Genomic DNA, 20958 nt, shown 5'->3' on the forward strand with positions numbered 1-20958 from the left:
TTTGTAGACAATTCCAACGACAAAGGCGGGTAAAATCCCGCCTTTGTTTTTTGCAGCGCGGAATAGAAAAAATGGCCATCAAATCAGATAAGTGGATTCGCCGCATGGCGCAGGAACACGGCATGATCGAACCGTTCGCGCCGGACCTCGTGCGCGAGGTCAATGGCCAGAAGATCGTCTCCTACGGTACGTCGAGCTACGGCTACGATATCCGCTGCGCCCGCGAATTCAAGGTGTTCACCAATATCAACTCGACGGTGGTCGATCCCAAGAATTTCGATCCCAAATCTTTCGTCGAAATCGAGTCCGACGTCTGCATCATTCCGCCGAACTCCTTTGCGCTGGCTCGCACCATGGAATATTTCCGCATTCCGCGCTCGGTCCTGACCGTTTGCCTCGGCAAATCGACCTATGCCCGCTGCGGCATCATCGTGAACGTCACCCCCTTCGAGCCGGAATGGGAAGGCCATGTCACGCTGGAGTTCTCCAACACCACCCCGTTGCCGGCCAAGATCTACGCGGGGGAGGGCTGTGCCCAGGTGCTGTTCTTCGAGTCCGACGAAATCTGCGAAACCTCCTACAAGGATCGCGGTGGCAAGTACCAGGGGCAGGAAGGCGTCACCCTGCCCAAAATCTGACGTATTCCGGTAACCAACCCGACATATTCTTCGACCCGCTGCGGCGGGTCGCCGCTTTTTGAGGATTGAATCCCATGCGCTTCCACTTTCCCGTCATCATCATCGACGAAGACTTCCGTTCCGAGAATGCCTCGGGTCTAGGCATCCGCGCGCTGGCCGAGGCGATCGAAAAGGAAGGCATGGAAGTGCTGGGTGTGACCAGTTACGGCGACCTGACCTCGTTCGCCCAGCAGCAGAGCCGCGCCTCGGCATTCATCCTGTCCATCGACGACGAGGAACTGGCGCTGGAACCGGAGGAAACGCTGGCCGAGTTGCGCGCCTTCGTCACCGAAATCCGCCACAAGAACGCCGAGATTCCCATCTTCCTGCACGGCGAGACGCGGACCAGCCGCCATATTCCGAACGACATCCTGCGCGAGCTGCACGGCTTCATCCACATGCACGAGGACACGCCGGAGTTCATCGCCCGCAACATCAAGCGCGAAGCCAATTCTTATCTCGACAGCCTGCCGCCGCCGTTCTTCCGCGCCCTGACGCACTACGCGGCCGATGGTTCCTATTCGTGGCACTGTCCCGGTCACTCGGGCGGCGTCGCCTTCCTGAAGAGCCCGGTCGGCCAGATGTTCCACCAGTTCTTCGGCGAGAACATGCTGCGAGCCGACGTCTGCAACGCGGTCGAGGAACTCGGCCAGCTGCTCGACCATACGGGACCGGTCGCCGCCTCCGAGCGCAACGCCGCACGTATCTTCAACTCGGATCACCTGTACTTCGTCACCAACGGCACATCGACCTCGAACAAGATCGTCTGGCACTCGACCGTGGCACCCGGCGACATCGTGGTTGTCGACCGCAACTGCCACAAGTCCATCCTGCACGCCATCATGATGACTGGCGCGATCCCCGTTTTCTTGATGCCGACGCGCAACAATTTCGGCATCATCGGACCGATCCCGAAGAGCGAATTCGCCTGGGACAGCATCCAGAAGAAGATTGCCGCCAACCCGTTCATCGCCGACAAGAACGCCAAGCCGCGCGTGCTGACCATCACCCAGTCGACTTACGACGGCATCCTATACAACGTCGAGGACATCAAGGCCGAACTCGACGGCAAGATCGACACCCTGCATTTCGACGAAGCCTGGCTGCCGCATGCCGCCTTCCACGACTTCTACGGCGACTACCACGCCATCGGCGCCGACCGCCCGCGCTGCAAGGAGTCGATGGTCTTTTCGACGCAATCGACGCACAAGCTGTTGGCCGGCCTTTCGCAGGCCTCGCAGATCCTCGTCCAGGATGCCGAGAACAACAAACTCGACCGCGACATCTTCAACGAGGCCTACCTGATGCATACCTCGACCTCGCCGCAGTACTCGATCATCGCCTCGTGCGACGTGGCGGCGGCGATGATGGAAGAGCCGGGCGGCACCGCGCTGGTCGAGGAGTCGATCACCGAAGCCCTGGATTTCCGCCGCGCCATGCGCAAGGTTGATGAGGAGTGGGGCGCCGACTGGTGGTTCAAGGTGTGGGGGCCGGACGACCTCTCCGAGGAGGGCATCGAGGAGCGCGACGCCTGGATGTTGAAGCCCGGTGAGCGTTGGCACGGGTTCAACAACCTGGCCGACGGCTTCAACATGCTCGACCCGATCAAGGCGACGATCATTACCCCGGGTCTCGACGTCGACGGCGACTTCGCCGACGAAATCGGCATCCCGGCCGCCATCGTCACCAAGTATCTCGCCGAGCACGGCGTGATCGTCGAGAAGTGCGGCCTGTACAGCTTCTTCATCATGTTCACCATCGGCATCACCAAGGGCCGCTGGAATTCCCTGGTCACCGCACTGCAGCAGTTCAAGGACGACTACGACAAGAACCAGCCGCTGTGGAAGGTACTGCCGGAGTTCGTGCAGAAGAATCCGCGCTACGAGCGTGTCGGCCTGCGCGACCTGTGTACCCAGATTCACGGCGTGTACAAGAAGAACGATGTCGCCCGCCTGACGACCGAGATGTATCTGTCGGACATGGTGCCGGCCATGCGTCCGGCCGACGCCTTTGCCAGGATGGCACACCGCGAGATCGAGCGCGTGCCGGTCGACGAGCTGGAAGGGCGGGTCACCGCCGTGTTGCTCACGCCCTACCCGCCGGGTATTCCGCTGCTCATCCCGGGGGAGCGCTTCAACAAGACCATCTGCAACTACCTGAAGTTCGCCCGCGAATTCAATGCCACCTTCCCGGGTTTCGAGACCGACGTGCATGGTCTGGTCAAGGGCAAGGACGGCCGCTACTACGTCGATTGCGTGCGCTGAGCGCGATTGCCGGATAGCTAGGTGTTGTGCAAATGCCCGCCTCGGCGGGTATTTTGCTTGGTGCCGCCGTTTCAGCGCCGGCGATAGGTGACGAAGGCGTAACCCTCGCCAGGGGTGGTGGCCACCTTGTCCCAGATGGTGGCGGGAATTTCCGGGAACCAGGCATCGCCTTCCGGTTCGAGATCGACTTCGGTGATTTCCAGTCGATCGGCAAAGGCCATCGCCTGCCGGTAAATCTGCTCGCCGCCGATGACGAAAGCGGTTTCCGCGCTCGCCGCCAGGGCCAGCGCGGCCTCCAGCGAATCGGCCAGTTCGGCGCCGGGGGCGGCGTAGGCAGGCTGGCGGCTTATCACGATGTTGCGCCGGCCGGGCAGCGGACGAAAGCGCGGCGGCAGCGACTCCCAGGTCTTGCGCCCCATGATCACCGTCTGGCCGCTGGTCAGCGCCTTGAAATGCGCCATGTCGGCCGGGATGTTCCAGACCAGGGTGTTGTCTTTGCCGATGACCCGGTTATTGGCAACGGCGGCAATGATGGCGACTTCGCTCATGACGGATTCCTGAATTGGCGCAGATGCTCGATGAGTCCGCGTGTCGACGCATCCAGGCTGTCAGTCGCCGCGTCGCCACGAATGCACGGGGCCAGGCGGCCGGTCAGTTGCTTGCCCAGTTCGACGCCCCATTGGTCGAAGGAATTGAGGTTCCACAGGATGCCGAGGCAGAAGACCTTGTGTTCGTAGAGAGCAAGCAGTTGGCCGAGGGCGAAAGGCGTCAGCTCGGAGAGGACAATGGTGGTTGACGGCTGGTTGCCCGGAAAGCGGCGGAACGGCAGCAGATGCTCGGGAATGCCTGCGTTGCGGGCTTCTTCCACGGTCTGGCCGAAGGCCAGCGCTGACGATTGGGCCAGGCAGCTGGCCAGCAGGTCGCTGTGGTGGCCGAGCAAGGGGTAGTCCGAACGGCCGAGGGCGATGAAGTCGCTGGCGATCAGGGCGCTTCCCTGATGCAGCAACTGGAAGAACGAGTGCTGCCCGTTGGTGCCGGCCGCTCCCCAGAGAATGGGATTGGTCGCGTAGTCGACCGCTACGCCGTCACGGTTGGCCCGCTTGCCGTTGCTTTCCATCTCGAGCTGCTGGAGGTGGGAGGGGAGCAGGGCCAGGGAGTGGCTGTAGGGGAAGACCCCGTGGCTGTGGGCTTCGAGGAAATTGGTGTTCCACAGGGCGATGAGGGCGAGGGTCAGCGGCAGGTTTTCGCGGGCTGGTGCGGCGAAGAAGTGCTCGTCCATATCATGCGCGCCGGCCAGCAGTTGCTCGAAATGGTGGAATCCGACGGCCAGGGCGATGGGCAGGCCGATGGCCGACCACAGGGAGAAGCGGCCGCCGACCCAATCCCAGAATTCGAACACGTTTTGCGGCGTGATGCCGAAGGCCTGCGCGGCTTCCTGATTGCTGGATGTCGCGACAAAGTGCTGGGCGACGGCGTCGGCACGCCCTGCCGCAGCGAGCAGCCAGGAGCGGGCGGTGCGCGCATTGGCCATCGTTTCCAGTGTGGTGAAGGTCTTGCTGGCGACGATGAAGAGGGTGCTGCGCGGGTCGAGTTCGGTGAGCCTGCTGGCCAGGTCGGCACCGTCCAGATTGGAAACGAAATGGACGCGCAAATCGGGTTGCTGACACGCCGACAGGGCGTGGACGACCATGCGTGGTCCGAGGTCCGAGCCACCGATGCCCAGGTTGACCACATCGGTGATGCGTTCTCCGGAATAGCCCCGCCAGGATCCGTTGTGGATGCGCTCGCAGAAGTCGGCGATGCGCGCCAGGACCCGTTTGACCTCGTGAGGTGCTTTGTCGCCGGCGCGCAGTTCGACATGGCGGACGGCACGCTCCTCGGTGTGGTTGATCGGTTCTCCGTTGCGCATCCGCTTCACCCAGCCGCTCCAGTCGGCTTGCTCGGCCAGTTGGCGGAGCAGGGTCATGGTTTCCGGGTTGATGCGCTGCTTGGCGTAGTCGATGAGCAAGGCATCATGGCGGAGCGAGAAGCGGGTGAAGCGCTCCGGGTCATTGGCGAACAGGTCGCGCAGATGACGCGGTTTCAGGCTGCGGGCATGGTCGGTGAGCGCCAACCAGGCGGGACGAAGCGGTACCTGCATGGTTCAGACGGCGACCGGCGCCGCAATGTGGGGGTGCGGGTCGTAGCCGTCCAGGCGGAAATCCTCGAAGCGGAAGGCGAAAATGTCCTTCACATCCGGATTGATCCACATGGTCGGCAAGGGGCGAGGCTCGCGGCCCAGTTGCAGGCGTGCCTGCTCGAAGTGGTTCGAATAGAGGTGGGCGTCGCCGAAGGTGTGCACGAACTCGCCGGGCTGGTAGCCGCATACCTGCGCCAGCATCAGGGTGAACAGTGCATACGAGGCGATATTGAAGGGGACGCCGAGGAAAATGTCGGCCGAGCGCTGGTAGAGCTGGCAACTGAGCTTGCCGTTGGCGACATAGAACTGGAACAGGCAATGGCACGGCGGCAGCGCCATGTTGTCGACGTCGCCCGGATTCCAGGCCGAAACGATGTGGCGCCGGGAGTCCGGATTGTTCTTCAGGCCCTGCACCAGTTGCGTGATCTGGTCGATCAGGCGGCCGTCCGGCGTTTCCCAGCGGCGCCATTGCTTGCCGTAGACCGGCCCCAGATCGCCGTTCTCGTCGGCCCATTCGTCCCAGATGCGAACCCCGTTGTCCTGCAGGTACTTGATGTTGGTGTCGCCCTGGATGAACCACAGCAGTTCGTGGATGATCGACTTGAGGTGCAGCTTCTTGGTGGTTACGACCGGAAAGCCCTGGTTCAGGTCGAAGCGCATCTGCCAGCCGAATACCGAGCGGGTTCCGGTGCCGGTACGATCCGACTTGTCGTGGCCGTTTTCGAGTACATGGCGCATCAGGTCTAGGTAGGGCTGCATCGATTCGACTATCCGGGGAAAATACAGATCGGCTATTCTACCTCGGGGAGTGCATTCGGCTGTTTATCCGATTCGAATGCCGGGGCGGGAGCTCCCATCAAAAATAGGTTTTTCTGGAGAGGCGCCGTGTTCGAGAAGGTTGCAACGCTGGGAGGGATGTGGGGCGGGAAAAGCGATCATCCCTTGGCCAACCCGCGCGAGATGCGCAAGATTCTCAGTGAATTGCCGAAGGACAATGCCTTCAAGGCGCAGGATGAAATTACCGGCTGGCTCGAGTCGCTGGCCGGCATCGACGACTTCCCGGTGGGGCGCCTCTATGATGTGGCGCAGGCGCTGGAAGAGGCGGCCTACCCCCATCTCAAGCGCCTGTCTCGCGAGTATTTCCAGGCTGCCCGGCTTTCCCGTTCGGAGGAGAAGCGCCTGTGGTCCATCAATTATGGATTCTGGCGCCTGTTGTCGGCCGCCTACGCGCGCTGCCTCGGAGGGGTTGTGGACAAGCCGGGCGTTGGAGAGCTGCCGTCGAGCGTCGTGCCCGCCCTCTGTGTTCGTTTGATCGCGGCACTGGGCGCGGTGCTCAAGTGGGAGCAGTTCCACTATGGCCCCATGCGCGCCGAATTGTGGCGGCCGCTCGGTCAGGCACTGCTGGCCGCCGAAGCAGCCGATGCGGCCGAAAAACCGGTCCCGCTGATCGGCAAGGCGGGTATGACCTCGCCGGTCATCGAGTACCAGAAGGTCATGGTTTTCCAGGCCGCTTCGCTGGGCAGCCTGCTGCCGCTGGAGATTGAAATCGCTGAGCGGCTGATCGCCCATTTTCTGGGCGGTTTCGTCTTCACGCGCAGTGCCCTGGTCGACAGCGTGTATTGGTCCGATCTGCAACTAGCCCAGCCGCCGCTTCGTCTGGCCAGAATGCCGGCTTGTGCGACGCCGACCCAGCGCTTCATCAAGCCGGCCGGTGCCCACCAGGACATGCTGGCCCTGCTTGACGTCCTCAAGCGCGGTGGGGACGTGCCGGCGGAGCTGGATCTGGGCGGGCAATACCAGCCAAAGCTGGTGGCGCGCGTGCTCAATCATCTGACCAGTTATCTGGCGCCTGTCCCGCCGCAGCGCAAGCATGACCGGCATCGCGTGATGCACCGCATGTCGGTGCTGCACGGCCTGGTTAACGCCTTCGTCGTTTTTTCGGGCGAGTTTGGCGGGCGTCCCGCAGGATTGCCGATCGAAAGCTGGGTGGTCGAGAATGTCAGCAGAGGCGGGTTCGGTGCCGTGCTTGGGGATGTCCCGGGGGAGTGGTTGCGGGTCGGCGCGCTGATCGCCATGCAGCCGGAAGGCGGCGACAACTGGCTGATCGGCGTCGTTCGCCGCTATCACCGCGAATCGGAAAATGAAGCCCGGATCGGCATTGAGGCCTTGTCTCGCCAGGCCAATGCCCTGGAGGTGCATGTCCGTTCCGCTTCCAGCTATGGCGCGGCGGCGACAACGCCGGTGCTCCTGTTGCTGGACGGCAACGAAGCCGGCGAGTCGCGCGTGATCCTTCCATACGGCGCGTTCTCGCCGCGCGAGTCGCTGGAGTATGTGCGCGACGGACGCCGTTTCGTACTGGAGCCTGTTTCGTTGCTTGAACAGACAGCCGATTACGAACTGGCGCGCTATCGCCAGGGCGCCATCGGCACCGTGTGAGGTGGCGCTTTACTGCGGCCTGATGGCCGATTTGGGGCGGAAAGCCTTGACGATGGCCGGGTTGGTCTCGACGTAAGGGCCGCCGATCAGGTCGATGCAGTACGGCACGGCGGCAAAAATGCCGACGTGGCTGACCGTGCCGTCTGCGGCGCGGACGCCTTCCAGTGTTTCGCGGATCGACTTGGGCTGGCCGGGCAGGTTGATGATCAGCGCCTGCTTGCGGATGACGGCGACCTGCCGCGACAGGATGGCGGTCGGTACGAAATTCAGGCTGATCCGCCGCATTTCTTCGCCAAACCCCGGCATTTCCTTGTCGGCGACGGCCAGGGTGGCTTCCGGTGTGACGTCGCGCAAGGCCGGGCCGGTGCCGCCGGTGGTCAGCACCAGATGGCAGCCGGCGCGATCGACCAGATCGATCAGCGTCTGCTCGATGGTCGGCCGGTCATCGGCGATGAGCCGGGTTTCGGCGCGCCATGGCGAGGCCAGTGCAGACGACAGCCATTCCTGCAGGGCCGGGATGCCCTTGTCCTCGTAAACGCCCGTCGAAGCGCGGTCACTGATGGAGACCAGAGCGACGACGAGTTCTTCATTCATCGTCATTCTCCTCGGGAGCGGGGGCGGCCTTTTGGTCAAGCTCCTGCAGGACCTGGAAGATGGCGCGGAAGTTCTTCGGCGGCTTGTTGTTTTCCTTTTCCTTCAGCGCATTGCGACGCAAGGTGCGCAGATGCTGCAGGTCGACGGCCGGCCATAGGGCGGCGATTTCGGCGAGGACGGCCTCGTCTTCCAGCAGGCGGCCACGGAAGCGCTCCAGGCGATGCAGGCGCGCCGTTTCGGCGGAGGACTCGCCGCGCAGCATGGCCAGTCCGGCGCGGATCGGCTCATCGTCGACGCCGCGCATCAGTTTGCCGAGATAGGCCACCTGCCGGCGGCGGGCGCCGTGGGCGGTGATTTTCTGGCATTCGCGAACAGCATCGAAAATAGTCTCGGGGACGTTGATGCGCTTCAATTGGCCGACCGACAACTCGACCAGTTCGGCGCCCAGGTCGCGCAGTTCGTGCATCGCCTCCTTCTGCTTGGTTTTCGAGGGGCGGCCAGTATCTTCGGTGAAATCTTCGTCTTGCATGTGAACCAATCGGAGGCGGTCTAGGGCGGGCTGTTATGATAGCGATTTTACCGCTCCGACGCCGCCCTCATGTCCGAAACCGCCGCATTTTCCTACGCCTTCGCCACCCTGCAGCAACTTGCCGAGGATGTGCTCAAACACGCCAGCAACAAGGGCGCGACGGCCTGCGAGGTCGATGTCTCGGAGGGCTTCGGCCAATCGGTCACGGTTCGTTGTGACGAGGTCGAGACCATCGAGTTCAATCGCGACAAGGGTATCGGCATCACTGTCTACGCAGGGCAGCGCAAGGGCTACGCCAGCACGTCCGATTTTTCCGCGCAAGCGTTGCGTGAAACGGTCGAGGCGGCGCTCAATATCGCCCGCTTCACCGCCGAGGACGACTGTGCAGGCCTCGCCGATGCCGCGCTGATGGCCAAGGATTGTCCTGACCTCGATCTTTATCACCCGTGGGCATTGAGCGTCGAGGAAGCCATCGATACCGCGCGGCGTTGCGAACAGGCCGCCTTCGATGCCAATCCGCTGGTCAGCAATTCGGAAGGTGCCTCGATCTCGACGCAGCAGGCGCATTTCGTGTCGGCCAACAGCTTGGGCTTCATGGGCGGCTACCCGACTTCGCGCCACTATATTTCCTGTTCGGTCATTGCCGGCGAACAGGACGCCATGCAGCGCGACGACTGGTACACGACGCATCGCGACGCCAGCCGTCTCGACAACCCGCAGCAGGTTGGCCGTATTGCCGCCGAGCGCGCGGTGGCCCGCCTGGGGGGGCGCAAGGTCAAGACCGGGGAATTTCCGGTCATTTTCGAAGCCCAGCTCGCCGGCGGCCTGCTTGGCAGTCTGGTGCATGCCGCCAGTGGCGGAGCGCTCTACCGCAAGTCCTCCTTCCTGATCGATCATCTGGGCAAGCGGATCATGCCGGACTTCGTGCAGATCGCCGAACGCCCCCATATTCCCTGCGGCCTCGGCAGCGCAGCCTTCGACAGCGACGGCGTGGCGACGCGCGATCGCGATATCGTGACCGATGGCATCCTGCAAGGCTATTTCCTCAGCGCCTACACCGCGCGCAAACTGGGTATGCAGACGACCGCCAACGCCGGCGGCAGCCACAACCTGATCATCCAGCCCGGCCAGTACGACCTGGACGGCCTGCTCGCCCAGATGGGGCGAGGCCTCCTGGTGACCGAACTGCTCGGCCACGGCATCAACTACGTGACCGGCGACTATTCGCGCGGCGCGGCCGGCTATTGGGTCGAGAGCGGAAAAATCGTCCATCCGGTTGAGGAGATCACGATTGCCGGCAACCTCAAGAACATGCTGGCCGGGATTGTCGCGGTCGGCAACGATGTGCAGATCCGTGGCACCAAGCAGACCGGCTCGATCATGATCGAGCGCATGACGGTCGCCGGCGAGTGAACGATTAGGGTTTTCCACCACTCGCAAAAGCATTGGGATTGGTGAAAAATAGGACCAGCCAACAGGCTTGACGTGACTTACCTTCTGGAGGAGACAATATGCAACGTCGCGATTTTCTGAAAAAAGCATCCGTAGGCGCCGCCGCAGGTGCAGCAACCACTCTGGCCGCCCCGGCCATTGCCCAGTCCGCCCCGAACATCAAATGGCGTCTGACCTCTTCCTTCCCGAAGAGCCTGGATACCATCTACGGCGGCGCCGACGTGCTGGCCAACCGTCTGCGTGAAATGACCGGCGGCAAGTTCGACATCCGCGTTTTCCCGGGCGGTGAAATCGTTCCGGGCCTGCAGGCGCTGGACGCCGTGCAGCAGGGCACCGTCGAGGTTTGCCACACCTGCTCGTACTACTACGTCGGCAAGGACAAGACCTTCGGTTTCGGCACGGCCGTTCCGTTCGGCATGAATGCCCGCCAGATGAATGCCTGGATCTACTACGGTGGCGGTCAGAAGGCCCTCGACGATTTCTACGCCAACTACAACGTCGTCTCCTTCGCCGGCGGCAACACCGGTACCCAGATGGGCGGCTGGTGGCGCAAGGAAGTGAAGACCCTGGCTGACCTCAAGGGTGTCAAGATGCGTATCGCCGGCCTGGGCGGCACCGTCTTCAACGAACTCGGCGTCGTGCCGCAGCAGATCGCCGGTGGCGACATCTATCCGGCGCTGGAAAAGGGCACCATCGACGCCGCCGAATGGGTTGGTCCGTACGACGACGAAAAGCTCGGTTTCTACAAGGTCGCCAAGAACTACTACTACCCGGGTTTCTGGGAATCCGGCCCGGTCATCCACTTCTTCGTCAACAAGAAGGAATGGGACAAGCTGCCGAAGGAATACCAGGCCGCTTTCCAGGCTGCCGCGTACGAAGCCAACGTCACGATGATGGCCGAATACGACCACAAGAACCCGATCGCCCTGTCCAAGCTGCTCCAAAGCGGTGTCAAGCTGCACTCCTTCTCCGACGAAATCCTCGAGGCCGCCTACAAGGCAGCCCAGCAGATCTACGCCGACGAAGCTGGCAAGAACCCGGCATTCAAGAAGGTCTACACCGAGTGGGAGAAATATCGGAAGACGCAGAACGCCTGGTTCAGCGTTGCCGAAATGCGCATGGACCGCTTCCTCCAGTCGCACAAATAAGCGGCTCTCGCCCAACAAAAAACCCGCGGATTCCGCGGGTTTTTTTGTGGCGTCATTTCCATGGCGGACCCTTGCTTCAAAGATCGTCATCCTGCCGGCGTTTTCCCTTGCTGCCAAAAATCAGGGTCAGCAAGGCAATTGCGCTTGTAAGGATCGCAATGTAGGTCAGTATGCGCCAGATAGAGGCCATGATTACCGAGGTGCTGTTGTTGTTGGCGAACTCGGGACTGCCGTACTTTTGTGTGGCGCTTGCGGATGCCAGCCGAGAACGGCGAGCATGAAGAAAAAACCGGCAACGTAAGCCACGGTTACATGCCATCCCTGAAGTAGCCATTGCTTGGCGGATCGTCCTTCGGGGAACATGCTGACTAGCGCCACGCCGGCGGATGAGCCAAACCACAGCATGGAGCCGCCAAAGCCCACGGCATAAGCCAGGAATCCCCAGTCAAAGCCACCTTGGCGCAAGGCCAGCGCGGTAAGCGGAATATTGTCGAATACGGCCGAGACGAAGCCCAACGTCATGGCGCTTTGCCATGAGGCGGCAGGGAGTTCCTCGACCGGCATCATCGAGGCGCAGGTTACCAGCGACAGCAGAAAGATGGAGCCTTTGATCGTGTCGGGCAGGATCTCCCAGTCGTGACGGCGAACCGGGATGGTTATCGCGATAGCCAGCCAAACGGCGACGCCAATAAAGGGGAAGCGGTCAGCGATTTGCGGACATGACACGTTGATGGTGATGTTGGCTGTAATGGCAAATCCGAGCATCAGCAGGACGATGAACAAACGTCCCCAGTCCAGTCGGGTATGCTCATGGGCTGCCTTGATAATGGGCGAGTAGGCATGTTGCTGTTTCGCGGCAAAGTAGGCTGTGATCACCAGCGCCAGGCCGGCGGCGGTATAGGCATGGAAAACTGTGGCGGGGTCGATGCCGTCAATCCACATCATGGTTGTTGTGGTGTCGCCAACCACAGAGCCCGATCCACCCGCATTCGAGGCTGCGACAATGGCAGCCAGAAAACCGACATGGAGTTTTCCCTTAAAGAGCTGGTGAGCCATGGCGCCACCGATCAAGGCCGCGGCGATGTTGTCGAGGAAGCTTGAAATGATAAACACCATGACCAGCAGGACAAATCCGCCTTTCCAGTCATTCGGTAGGAATTTCGGCAGAATCACCGGTATATGGCTCTTTTCAAAATGCCTTGCCAGCAAGGCAAAGCCGGTCAGCAGGCAGAACAGGTTGGCCAATGTGACCCATTCATGTCCCAGATGTCCGATGAGGCCGGGCAGTCCGGTACCCGTCTTGAAACTGCTGAAAAAAATCTTGTAGAGACTGATCGTGATCAGCCCCGTCAGGGCAACGTACAGGGTTGCGTTATGAAACAGTGCGACGCCCAGCAGCGTTAAGGCGAACAGGATGAAATCGACCGGAATGCCGCTCATGGCATGCAGCCCGTCGTCAGCGAATGCAGCGAGGGGAATGATGGCGAGAAGCAGTATCGAGCGGTGCATCGCTTTCTTTCAGTCAGCTTGACGGGGCCAGGCTTTTTCCGCGAGTTCCAGCAAATGCCGGAGCGTTGGCAGGGTGGTTTGAAGGGGGGCGGGGAGCTGTGCCAGAGCCTTGGACCAGACGCAGGCTTGGGTTGAGGAGCCCATCTCGTGCTTGAGCAGGGCATCCTCCAGCAGCAACCAGCCTTGTCTGACGGGAGCGTCTTTTCCGACTGTTGCGCATGGCGCAGACGCAACACCAGGAAGCGGTGAGCCACGGTCCCGTTGCATGTGATTACTGTTCGACGAATGCGCGTTCGATGACGTAATCACCCATTTCGCCAATGCGGTGCGAAATTTCGAAACCGAAACTATCCAGCATCGCGGAAATTTCCTTGAGCATGGCCGGGCTGCCGCAGATCATGCCCCGGTCGGTTTCCGGGTTCAGTGGCGCAATGCCAAGATCTTCGAACAGCTTGCCGGAGAGGATCAGGTCCGTCTGGCGCCCCTCGTTCCGGAAGGGTTCGCGGGTTACCGTCGGGTAGTAGATCAATTGTTCGCGGATCATGTCGCCGAGATATTCATGGTCGCGAAGGTCCTGCTCGATGTAGTCATGGTAGGCTAGTTCGCTGGTCCAGCGGACGCCATGAATCAGGATGACTTGCTCGAAGCGCTCATACGTTTCAGGTTCGTGAATCAGGCTCATGAATGGTGCAAGGCCGGTACCGGTAGCGAACATGAAAAGACGCTTGCCGGGTTTCAGATCACGGAGGACCAGCGTGCCGGTCGGCTTTTTGCTGATCAGAATCGGGTCACCTACCTTCAAATGCTGCAAGCGCGAGGTCAGCGGGCCGTTTTCTACTTTGATACTGAAGAACTCCAGGTGCTCTTCGTGGCTGGCGCTGGCGATGCTGTAGGCTCGGGTCAAGGGGCGACCATCGACTTCGATGCCGATCATTACGAATTGACCGCTCGTGAAGCGCAGGCCCGTCCCGCGCGTGCAACGGAAGCTGAACAGGGTGTCGTTCCAATGGTGGACGGAAAGGACGGTTTCGGTGGAATAGGCGCTCATGACAGGATCGTATTGAAGGGAGGAATCAGGGTTGGAAACGGTAGCCGACACCAATTTCAGTCAGGATGTGGCGGGGTTGTGCGGGACTTTCTTCTATCTTCTGACGTAAATGGCCGACGTAGACGCGAAGGTATTGAGGGTTTTCGACTGCCTGTCCTCCCCATACTTGAGCCAGAAGGTGGCGGTGGGTCAGTACCCGGCCGGGGTTGGCGGCAAGGAAAGCCAACAGGCGATACTCGATTTGCGACAGATGAATAGCTTCGCCCTGACGGGTAACCACGCGATTGACGCAATCGATGGTGTAGTTGCCAAACAGGAGGGTGGGCTGGGGTTCGGCCGTGTTGAGTTGGCGTCTGCGCAGCAGGGCGCGAACCCTGGCCAGCAACTCGGCGATGCCAAAAGGTTTGGTCAGGTAGTCATCGGCTCCTGCATCAAGTGCATCGACCTTGCTGCCTTCCTCGCTGCGAGCGGAGAGAATCAGGATCGGCGTTGACGACCAGGCCCGATAGTCGCGAATGAAGTCGACGCCATCGCGGTCCGGCAACCCGAGATCGAGAATGACCAGTTGGTGCTTCTGGCTTGCTGCCTGGAGTGTGGCGTGGCTGGCCGAACCGGCTTGGCAGACTTGAAAACCCTCGCATTCAAGCGCCATGGCGACCGCTTCGCGGATTTGCCGCTCATCCTCGACGACCAGTATGTTTTCTGATGGGCTCATGGGCGTTCGTCGATCTCGGTAAATTCAGGAGGAGGTTCGACCGGCAATAAAATCTCGAAGCAACTGCCGCCGCCGTCGCGATTTCTGGCGAAGATCCTTCCACCGTGGGCTTCTACGATGGTTTTTGCAATGGAGAGACCTAAACCCAGACCGGGTACGCCGGATTCGGTTTTGCCGCGTAGGAACAATTCGAACAGTTCCTCCCTGCGCTCATGTTCGATGCCGGGGCCTCTGTCGCAGACTTCGATCGCGATATGTGCCTCGCTGCGTTTGGCGTTGACGCCGACGATCGTGTTGTCCGGGCTGTATTTGATTGCGTTCTCGATGAGATTCCACAGTACGCGTTCAATCAGCACGGCATCGATGTTGAGAGGAGGGAGGTCAGATGCAACGGTGACCTGGAATTTTCGGGCCGGCCAGTGTAGTTCGGCTTGCTGCAAGCTGGCGCCGACAACTTCCTCTATCGGTTGCCAGTCCGCATTTAGCTCGAATTTCCCTGCGCTCAGTTTGGCCATGTCGAGTAGCTTGGTCATTTGCTGGCTGATCGACAGGGCTTGGTCGCGAATGGCATCCAATAGAGGCTTCTGGCGGTCCGCCGGGGCTTTGCCCATGGCCACCGTTTCGGCCATTCCAACCAGTGCCGTCAGAGGGGTGCGCAGATCGTGCGATAGTGCGGAGAGAATCGAACTACGCAATGCTTCCGCCGCATGTTTAACCTCGGTTTCCTGGGCCTTGACGGCCAAGAACGAGCGCTCCAGCGCAACGGCGACGACTGAAGCAACGGTCTCGATATACTCCACGGCCGGTTCGGAGGAGAGTAGGCTGGCTTCCACTTCGAGCGCCAGTACGCCTTGCACTCCGCTTGCCGCGGTTAGCGGCATGACCGCATAGAAATTGCCGTTGTCGGTGGGGCGCGAGAGAACCTGGGCTCGTTGGACGCATTCCTTGAGCAGGGATGGTGAGATGGGCCCGGTTGCCGTATCGAATTCGTTCGGGAAATGGACGTTCACCTGCCGGGCACGCAATGAGGTGGCAAAGAATTCGCGTGCCAGGGCAATGACGGCGTCGGGCGTCATGGCTCCGGCCAACGCTTGCGAGAGTTCGTAGAGCTTGGTGCTTTCGTTGGATTTCCGGTTGGCGTAGTCGGCGTGTTGCTTCAGATGGGATGTCAGGTGGCTCACCATCAACGCGACGACCAGCATGATGATGCTGGCGAGGAGGTGCTGGATTTCGGTAATTACCAGCGAGAAATGGGGGGGTACAAAAAAATAGGCGTAGCACAGCGAACTGATAAGTGCACAGAGGACAGCGGGGCCGCGGCCGTAGGCGGCGGCTACCGTGACGACTGCCAGGACGTAGAGCAGAGCAATATTCGATAGATCAACGCGGTCATGAAGCGGACTCAGCAGCAGGCTGCCGGTGGTAGTTCCGAGAACTGCCCACAGGTAACCTGCTGATGAAGGTTCATGTTTGACGATGTGCATGGCCCAGGATGCTAAGAAACCGGGTATAAAAATGCCATCAAAACGATCAGGCGTTTTTTGAGGGCTGTGAAGTTGAGGGAAAAAAATAGCCCGCGTTATGCGGGCTATTTCCTTACCAACTGTGCGTCGTTGCTCAGCTTTCCAGCAGGCTGCGCAACATCCAGGCATTCTTCTCGTGAATCTGCATGCGCTGGGTCAGCAGGTCGGCCGTCGGTTCGTCGCCAGCCTTGTCGACCAGCGGGAAGAGGCTGCGTGCCGTCTTGGTCACGGCTTCCTGGCCTGCCACCAGTTGCTTGATCATCTCTTCGGCGCTGACCTTGCCTTCGCTTTCCTTGATCACCGTCAGCTTGGCGAATTCCCGGTAGGTTCCCGGTGCGGCCACACCCAGCGCGCGGATGCGTTCGGCGATCAGGTCGAGGGCATTCCACAGCTCGGTGTATTGGTCCATGAACATCACGTGCAATGTGTTGAACATCGGGCCGGTCACATTCCAGTGGAAATTGTGTGTCTTCAGGTACAGCGTGAACGAGTCGGCGAGCAGGCGCGACAGTCCCTCGGCAATTTTCTCGCGATCCTTTTTGGTGATTCCGATATCCATGGCAACCTCCTGATGTTGTGAGTTGATGGTGAGCATTGTCTGTCCGTCGGGCGGTTGACGCCAATGAGCAATGTCGATGGCAATCATAGACCGATTCAATGGCGAAAAAAAAGCGGGGCCTGTGCCCCGCTGAAGTTGGTTCCGTGTCGATAAAGCTTACTTGTTTTCGCTCTGCAGGTTTTTCAGCAGATCGGCTGCCGAATCCTCCGTGGGCGCCTTGGTGCTGTCGCCATCCTGCATCATGGTGCTCAGGTCCACTTCGCCTTGTTGTTCGATCCGGGCCTTTTCCTCCGGATCGCCGTAGCTCACGATGTTCGGGAAGATGATGATGATGGCAACCATCAGGATCTGGATACAGACGAACGGTATGGCACCCCAGTAGATGTCGGTGGTCTTGACCGAGCTTGGCGCGACCGAGCGCAGGTAGAACAGCGCGAAACCGAACGGCGGGTGCATGAACGAGGTCTGCATGTTGACCGCGAGCAAGACGCCGAACCAGACCAGGTCGATGCCCAGCTTGTCGGCCACCGGTGCGAGCAGCGGCACGATGATGAACGACAGTTCGAAGAAGTCGAGGAAGAAGGCCAGCACGAAGACCAGGATGTTGACCACGATCAGGAAGCCGACCTGGCCGCCCGGCAGGCCGAGCAGCAGGTGTTCGACCCACAGGTCGCCGTCGACACCGCGGAAGACCAAGCCGAATACCGTCGAGCCGACCAGGATGAAGACCACGAAGGACGACAGCTTGCCGGTGGTTTCCATGGCTTGCTTGAGCAGCTTGAAGGAAATCCGTCTGCGGGCAATGGCCAGGATCAGCGCGCCGGCCGCACCCATGGCGCCGCCTTCGGTCGGCGTTGCGATACCGAGGAAGATGGTGCCGAGAACCAGGAAGATCAGTACCAGCGGCGGGACCAGCGTGGTGATGACGCGCAGGAACAGCTTGGCGCCGCGCAGGGTGCGGGCTTCCGGCGGCAGGGCCGGGCAGCTCGAGGGTTTGAAGAGGGCGAGCAGGGCGACGTAGCCGACGTAGAGTCCGGTCAGTACGAGGCCCGGCACCATGGCGCCTTCATACATGTCGCCCACGGAGCGACCGAGCTGGTCGGCCATGATGATCAGCACCAGGGACGGTGGGATGATCTGGGCCAGCGTGCCGGAAGCGGCGATGACACCGGAGGCCAGGCGCTTGTCGTAGCCGTAGCGCAGCATGATCGGCAGCGAGATCAGGCCCATCGAGATGACGGAGGCAGCGACCACGCCGGTCGTCGCGGCGAGCAGTGCGCCGACGAAGATGACGGCAAAGGCCAGGCCGCCGCGTATCGGGCCGAACAGCTGGCCGATGGTGTCTAGCAGGTCCTCCGCCATGCCGGATCGTTCGAGAATCAATCCCATGAAGGTGAAGAAGGGGATGGCCAGCAGCGTGTCGTTGGCCATGATGCCGAAAATGCGCTCGGGCAATGCCTGGAACAGGGCCGGCGTGAGCAGGCCGAGTTCGATGCCGATCAGGCCGAAGACGATACCGTTGGCAGCGAGCGCAAAGGCAACCGGGTAGCCGAACAGCAGGAACAGAACCAGGGCGCCGAACATCAGCGGCGCCATGTTGGCGATCATGAACTCAGCCATTATTTGGCCTCCTGTGCTTTGGCGGCGGCAATGGCGGCGGCCAGTTCCTCTTCGGCGCTCGGACCCTTGCTCTTGCTGTTCGGGTCGTCGATCCGGCCTTGCAGGAAGGCGATGCGCTTGATCAGCTCGGAAATGCCTTGCAGGGCGAGCAGCGTGAAGCCGATCGGCAGCAGGATCTTGACCGGCCAGCGGATCAGGCCGCCGGCGTTGGCCGACATTTCGCTGATGTGATAAGAGTCGGCAACGAGCGGGATCGAGAGATAAAGCACCAGAACAACCATCGGCAGCAGGAAGAACAGGGTGCCGATGATGTCGATGACAGCCAGGCCGCGCGGCGAGAGCTTGCCGGACAGGACGTCGATGCGGACGTGTTCGTTCTTCTGCAGCGTGTAAGGCGAGCAGAGCAGGAAAACGGCGGCAAACAGATACCACTGGATTTCCAGCAGCCCGTTGGAACTGTAGTTGAACACAAAGCGCACCACGGCGTTGCCCGCACTGATCACGGTCATGAGCAGTATCAGCCAGAATGCGCCTTTGCCGACTCGCTCGCTGATCCAGTCGATCAGCTGCGAGAGCTTGAGCAGAAGGGTCACGAAAATTCCTCCTCGGTTGATAAAATTCCCGACTTCTTGAATTGGTCGGGGTTAATGAAAATCCTAGTGGGCCAAATTTACAGCGAAGGTCATAGACGGAACATGGTGGAAATCCCTACAAACCGCCCAACCCGCATCTGTCTGGTGCGCCACGGCGAAACCGAATGGAACGCGGAGCGCCGCATCCAGGGGCAAATCGACATCGGCCTCAACGAAACGGGGCGCCGTCAGGCCGCAGCCGCCGGCCGATGGCTGAAGCGGGCCGGAATTTCAGCGCTCTACAGCAGCGACCTGAAACGGGCGTGGACCACTGCCGAGGCCATCGGTGCGGAGATCGGCCTGGTGCCGACAGCGGTGCCCGAAATGCGCGAGCGGCGTTACGGCGTCTTCGAGGGACTCACCTACGACGAGGCGCGGGCACGTTATCCGGACGGCTACGGTGCCTTCGAGGGGCGTAATGCCGACTATGCCTTCGAGAATGGCGAGAGCCTGACGGCCATGTTCGCCCGGGTGACCGGCAAGCTGAAGGAGATCGCTGCCGCCCACCCGGGACGGAACGTGGCGGTTGTGTTGCACGGCGGCGTGCTCGATGTCATCAATCGTTTCGTGCGCGGCAATTCGCTGGAAATGCCGCGCGATTTCCTGATTCCCAATGCCGGCATCAACTGGATTTCGGTCGTTGATGACAGTTGGCATCTCGACACCTGGGGCGAAACCGAGCACCTGGAGCCGGGCGCCCTTGACGAACTGCCTTCATGATAGAATCTTCCCCCTTTTCTTCAATGGCTTGAGGCTATCCCATGTTTTCCGCGAAAGACACCCTGGCAAAAGTTGACTCCGAACTCTGGAAGGCTATCGAAGCCGAGAACCAGCGTCAGGAAGAGCACATCGAACTGATCGCGTCCGAAAACTACGTCAGCAAGGCTGTCATGGAAGCCCAAGGCTCCCAGCTGACCAACAAGTATGCCGAAGGCTATCCGGGCAAGCGCTACTACGGCGGCTGCGAGCACGTCGATGTCGCCGAGCAGATCGCCATCGACCGCCTGAAGAAGCTGTTCGGCGCCGAAGCGGCCAACGTCCAGCCGAATTCCGGTTCGCAGGCCAACCAGGCCGTGCTGATGGCCTTCGCCAAGCCGGGTGACACGATCATGGGCATGAGCTTGGCCGAAGGCGGCCACCTGACCCACGGCATGGCGCTCAACATGTCCGGCAAGTGGTTCAACGTCGTTTCCTATGGCCTGAACGAAAAGGAAGAAATCGACTACGACAAGATGGAAGCGCTGGCCCGTGAGCACAAGCCGAAGATCATCGTCGCCGGTGCCTCCGCCTACGCCCTGCGCATCGATTTCGAGCGCTTCGCCAAGATCGCCAAGGAAGTCGGTGCCATTTTCTGGGTCGACATGGCCCATTACGCCGGCCTGATCGCTGCCGGCTTCTACCCGAACCCGGTGCCGTTCGCCGATGTGGTTACCTCGACCACCCACAAGACCCTGCGCGGCCCGCGCGGCGGCGTGATCCTGATGAAGGCCGAGCACGAAAAGGCCCTCAATTCCGCCATCTTCCCGGGTCTGCAAGGCGGCCCGCTGATGCACGTCATCGCCGCCAAGGCCGTTGCCTTCAAGGAGGCCGCTACCCCGGAATTCCGCAATTACCAGGAGCAGGTGGTCAACAACGCCCGCGTCATGGCGCGGGTGCTGGGTGAAGAGCGCGGTCTGCGCATCGTTTCCGGTCGTACCGAAAGCCACGTTTTCCTGGTCGACCTGCGTGCCAAGAACATCACCGGCAAGGATGCCGAAGCTGCTCTCGGTCGTGCCCACATCACGGTCAACAAGAATGGCATCCCGAACGACCCGCAGAAGCCGTTCGTTACCTCCGGCATCCGTATCGGTTCGCCGGCCATGACGACCCGCGGCTTCACCGAAATCGAGGCCGAGCAGATCGCTCACCTGGTGGCCGATGTGCTCGACGCCCCGAACGACGAAGCGGTTGCCGCCACAGTGCGCGAGAAGGTTTCCGCCCTGTGCAAGCGCTTCCCGGTCTACGGTGCCTGATCAGGATCGAGGATTGAGGATCGAGCGGATTGGAAAATCCGGCCGATCCTCCGTCCAAATC

Annotated in this window: 19 protein-coding genes; 7 read left to right on the top strand and 12 right to left on the bottom strand. The window is 60.9% G+C overall.

The window, feature by feature from the left end; all coding sequences use genetic code 11:
• Window positions 1-71 precede the first annotated feature (71 nt).
• Together dcd and F1002_RS01160 are read left to right on the top strand one after the other, a co-directional pair.
• Complete coding sequence (dcd, locus tag F1002_RS01155; RefSeq protein ID WP_028994900.1) at window positions 72-638, top strand: dCTP deaminase; 567 nt, start codon at window positions 72-74, stop codon at window positions 636-638.
• A 74-nt stretch (window positions 639-712) separates the two neighbouring features.
• Window positions 713-2941, top strand: coding sequence for an arginine/lysine/ornithine decarboxylase (locus F1002_RS01160; protein ID WP_150427197.1), 2229 nt, complete (start codon window positions 713-715; stop codon window positions 2939-2941).
• Window positions 2942-3012: 71 nt separating this feature from the next.
• Here the strand turns inward: F1002_RS01160 and F1002_RS01165 are convergent, their stop codons facing one another.
• From F1002_RS01165 to F1002_RS01175, 3 genes are read right to left on the bottom strand one after another with little or no spacing between them, the layout of a single operon-like run.
• Window positions 3013-3489, bottom strand: coding sequence for a dihydrofolate reductase (locus F1002_RS01165; protein WP_150427198.1), 477 nt, complete (start codon window positions 3487-3489; stop codon window positions 3013-3015).
• Window positions 3486-5081, bottom strand: coding sequence for a glucose-6-phosphate isomerase (pgi, locus tag F1002_RS01170; protein ID WP_150427199.1), 1596 nt, complete (start codon window positions 5079-5081; stop codon window positions 3486-3488). Before pgi ends, F1002_RS01165 begins: the two co-directional genes overlap by 4 nt.
• A 3-nt stretch (window positions 5082-5084) precedes the next feature.
• The gene (locus tag F1002_RS01175; protein ID WP_150427200.1) at window positions 5085-5879 is read right to left on the bottom strand and encodes a thymidylate synthase; all 795 of its coding nucleotides are present in this window, start codon (window positions 5877-5879) and stop codon (window positions 5085-5087) included.
• 126 nt (window positions 5880-6005) lie between these two features.
• Here F1002_RS01175 and F1002_RS01180 point away from each other — a divergent pair, with 126 nt between their 5' ends.
• On the top strand, window positions 6006-7556 hold the full coding sequence (locus F1002_RS01180; protein WP_150427201.1) for a hypothetical protein: 1551 nt from the start codon (window positions 6006-6008) through the stop codon (window positions 7554-7556).
• 9 nt (window positions 7557-7565) lie between these two features.
• Here the strand turns inward: F1002_RS01180 and mog are convergent, their stop codons facing one another.
• Window positions 7566-8150: a molybdopterin adenylyltransferase gene (gene mog, locus F1002_RS01185; protein ID WP_150427202.1), complete on the bottom strand. Its 585-nt coding sequence runs from the start codon at window positions 8148-8150 to the stop codon at window positions 7566-7568.
• The gene (gene yjgA / locus F1002_RS01190) at window positions 8143-8679 is read right to left on the bottom strand and encodes a ribosome biogenesis factor YjgA (protein ID WP_150427203.1); all 537 of its coding nucleotides are present in this window, start codon (window positions 8677-8679) and stop codon (window positions 8143-8145) included. Before yjgA ends, mog begins: the two co-directional genes overlap by 8 nt.
• Window positions 8680-8748: 69 nt before the next feature.
• Here yjgA and pmbA point away from each other — a divergent pair, with 69 nt between their 5' ends.
• Together pmbA and F1002_RS01200 are read left to right on the top strand one after the other, a co-directional pair.
• Complete coding sequence (gene pmbA, locus F1002_RS01195; protein WP_150427204.1) at window positions 8749-10092, top strand: metalloprotease PmbA; 1344 nt, start codon at window positions 8749-8751, stop codon at window positions 10090-10092.
• A gap of 98 nt (window positions 10093-10190) precedes the next feature.
• A complete protein-coding gene (locus tag F1002_RS01200) occupies window positions 10191-11279 on the top strand; it encodes a TRAP transporter substrate-binding protein (protein ID WP_150427205.1) in 1089 nt (362 codons plus the stop codon).
• Between the two features lie 192 nt (window positions 11280-11471).
• Here the strand turns inward: F1002_RS01200 and F1002_RS01205 are convergent, their stop codons facing one another.
• From F1002_RS01205 to F1002_RS01235, 7 genes are all read right to left on the bottom strand, one after another.
• Window positions 11472-12788 carry a citrate transporter gene (locus F1002_RS01205; RefSeq protein WP_223879412.1) on the bottom strand — a complete coding sequence of 439 codons (1317 nt, stop codon included), beginning with the start codon at window positions 12786-12788 and terminating at the stop codon, window positions 11472-11474.
• 271 nt (window positions 12789-13059) lie between these two features.
• Window positions 13060-13836: a ferredoxin--NADP reductase gene (locus F1002_RS01210; protein WP_150427206.1), complete on the bottom strand. Its 777-nt coding sequence runs from the start codon at window positions 13834-13836 to the stop codon at window positions 13060-13062.
• Between the two features lie 25 nt (window positions 13837-13861).
• Window positions 13862-14551 (bottom strand): response regulator, encoded by a 690-nt coding sequence (locus tag F1002_RS01215; RefSeq protein WP_150427207.1) that lies wholly within the window; start codon window positions 14549-14551, stop codon window positions 13862-13864.
• Complete coding sequence (locus F1002_RS01220) at window positions 14548-16035, bottom strand: DUF4118 domain-containing protein (protein WP_150427208.1); 1488 nt, start codon at window positions 16033-16035, stop codon at window positions 14548-14550. The genes F1002_RS01215 and F1002_RS01220 overlap by 4 nt, the downstream gene beginning before the upstream one ends.
• 133 nt (window positions 16036-16168) lie before the next feature.
• A complete protein-coding gene (locus F1002_RS01225; RefSeq protein ID WP_223879413.1) occupies window positions 16169-16633 on the bottom strand; it encodes a Dps family protein in 465 nt (154 codons plus the stop codon).
• A 156-nt stretch (window positions 16634-16789) separates the two neighbouring features.
• The gene (locus F1002_RS01230) at window positions 16790-18253 is read right to left on the bottom strand and encodes a TRAP transporter large permease subunit (protein WP_150427210.1); all 1464 of its coding nucleotides are present in this window, start codon (window positions 18251-18253) and stop codon (window positions 16790-16792) included.
• A complete protein-coding gene (locus F1002_RS01235) occupies window positions 18253-18846 on the bottom strand; it encodes a TRAP transporter small permease subunit (RefSeq protein WP_150427211.1) in 594 nt (197 codons plus the stop codon). The genes F1002_RS01230 and F1002_RS01235 overlap by 1 nt, the downstream gene beginning before the upstream one ends.
• A 144-nt stretch (window positions 18847-18990) precedes the next feature.
• Between F1002_RS01235 and F1002_RS01240 the strand changes: the two genes are divergently transcribed.
• Window positions 18991-19605 (top strand): histidine phosphatase family protein, encoded by a 615-nt coding sequence (locus F1002_RS01240; protein WP_255584420.1) that lies wholly within the window; start codon window positions 18991-18993, stop codon window positions 19603-19605.
• Window positions 19606-19646: 41 nt separating this feature from the next.
• Window positions 19647-20897, top strand: coding sequence for a serine hydroxymethyltransferase (gene glyA / locus F1002_RS01245; RefSeq protein ID WP_150427213.1), 1251 nt, complete (start codon window positions 19647-19649; stop codon window positions 20895-20897).
• Window positions 20898-20958 lie beyond the last annotated feature (61 nt).

The sequence above is a fragment of the Dechloromonas sp. CZR5 genome (assembly GCF_008711155.1).
Lineage (GTDB): Bacteria > Pseudomonadota > Gammaproteobacteria > Burkholderiales > Rhodocyclaceae > Azonexus.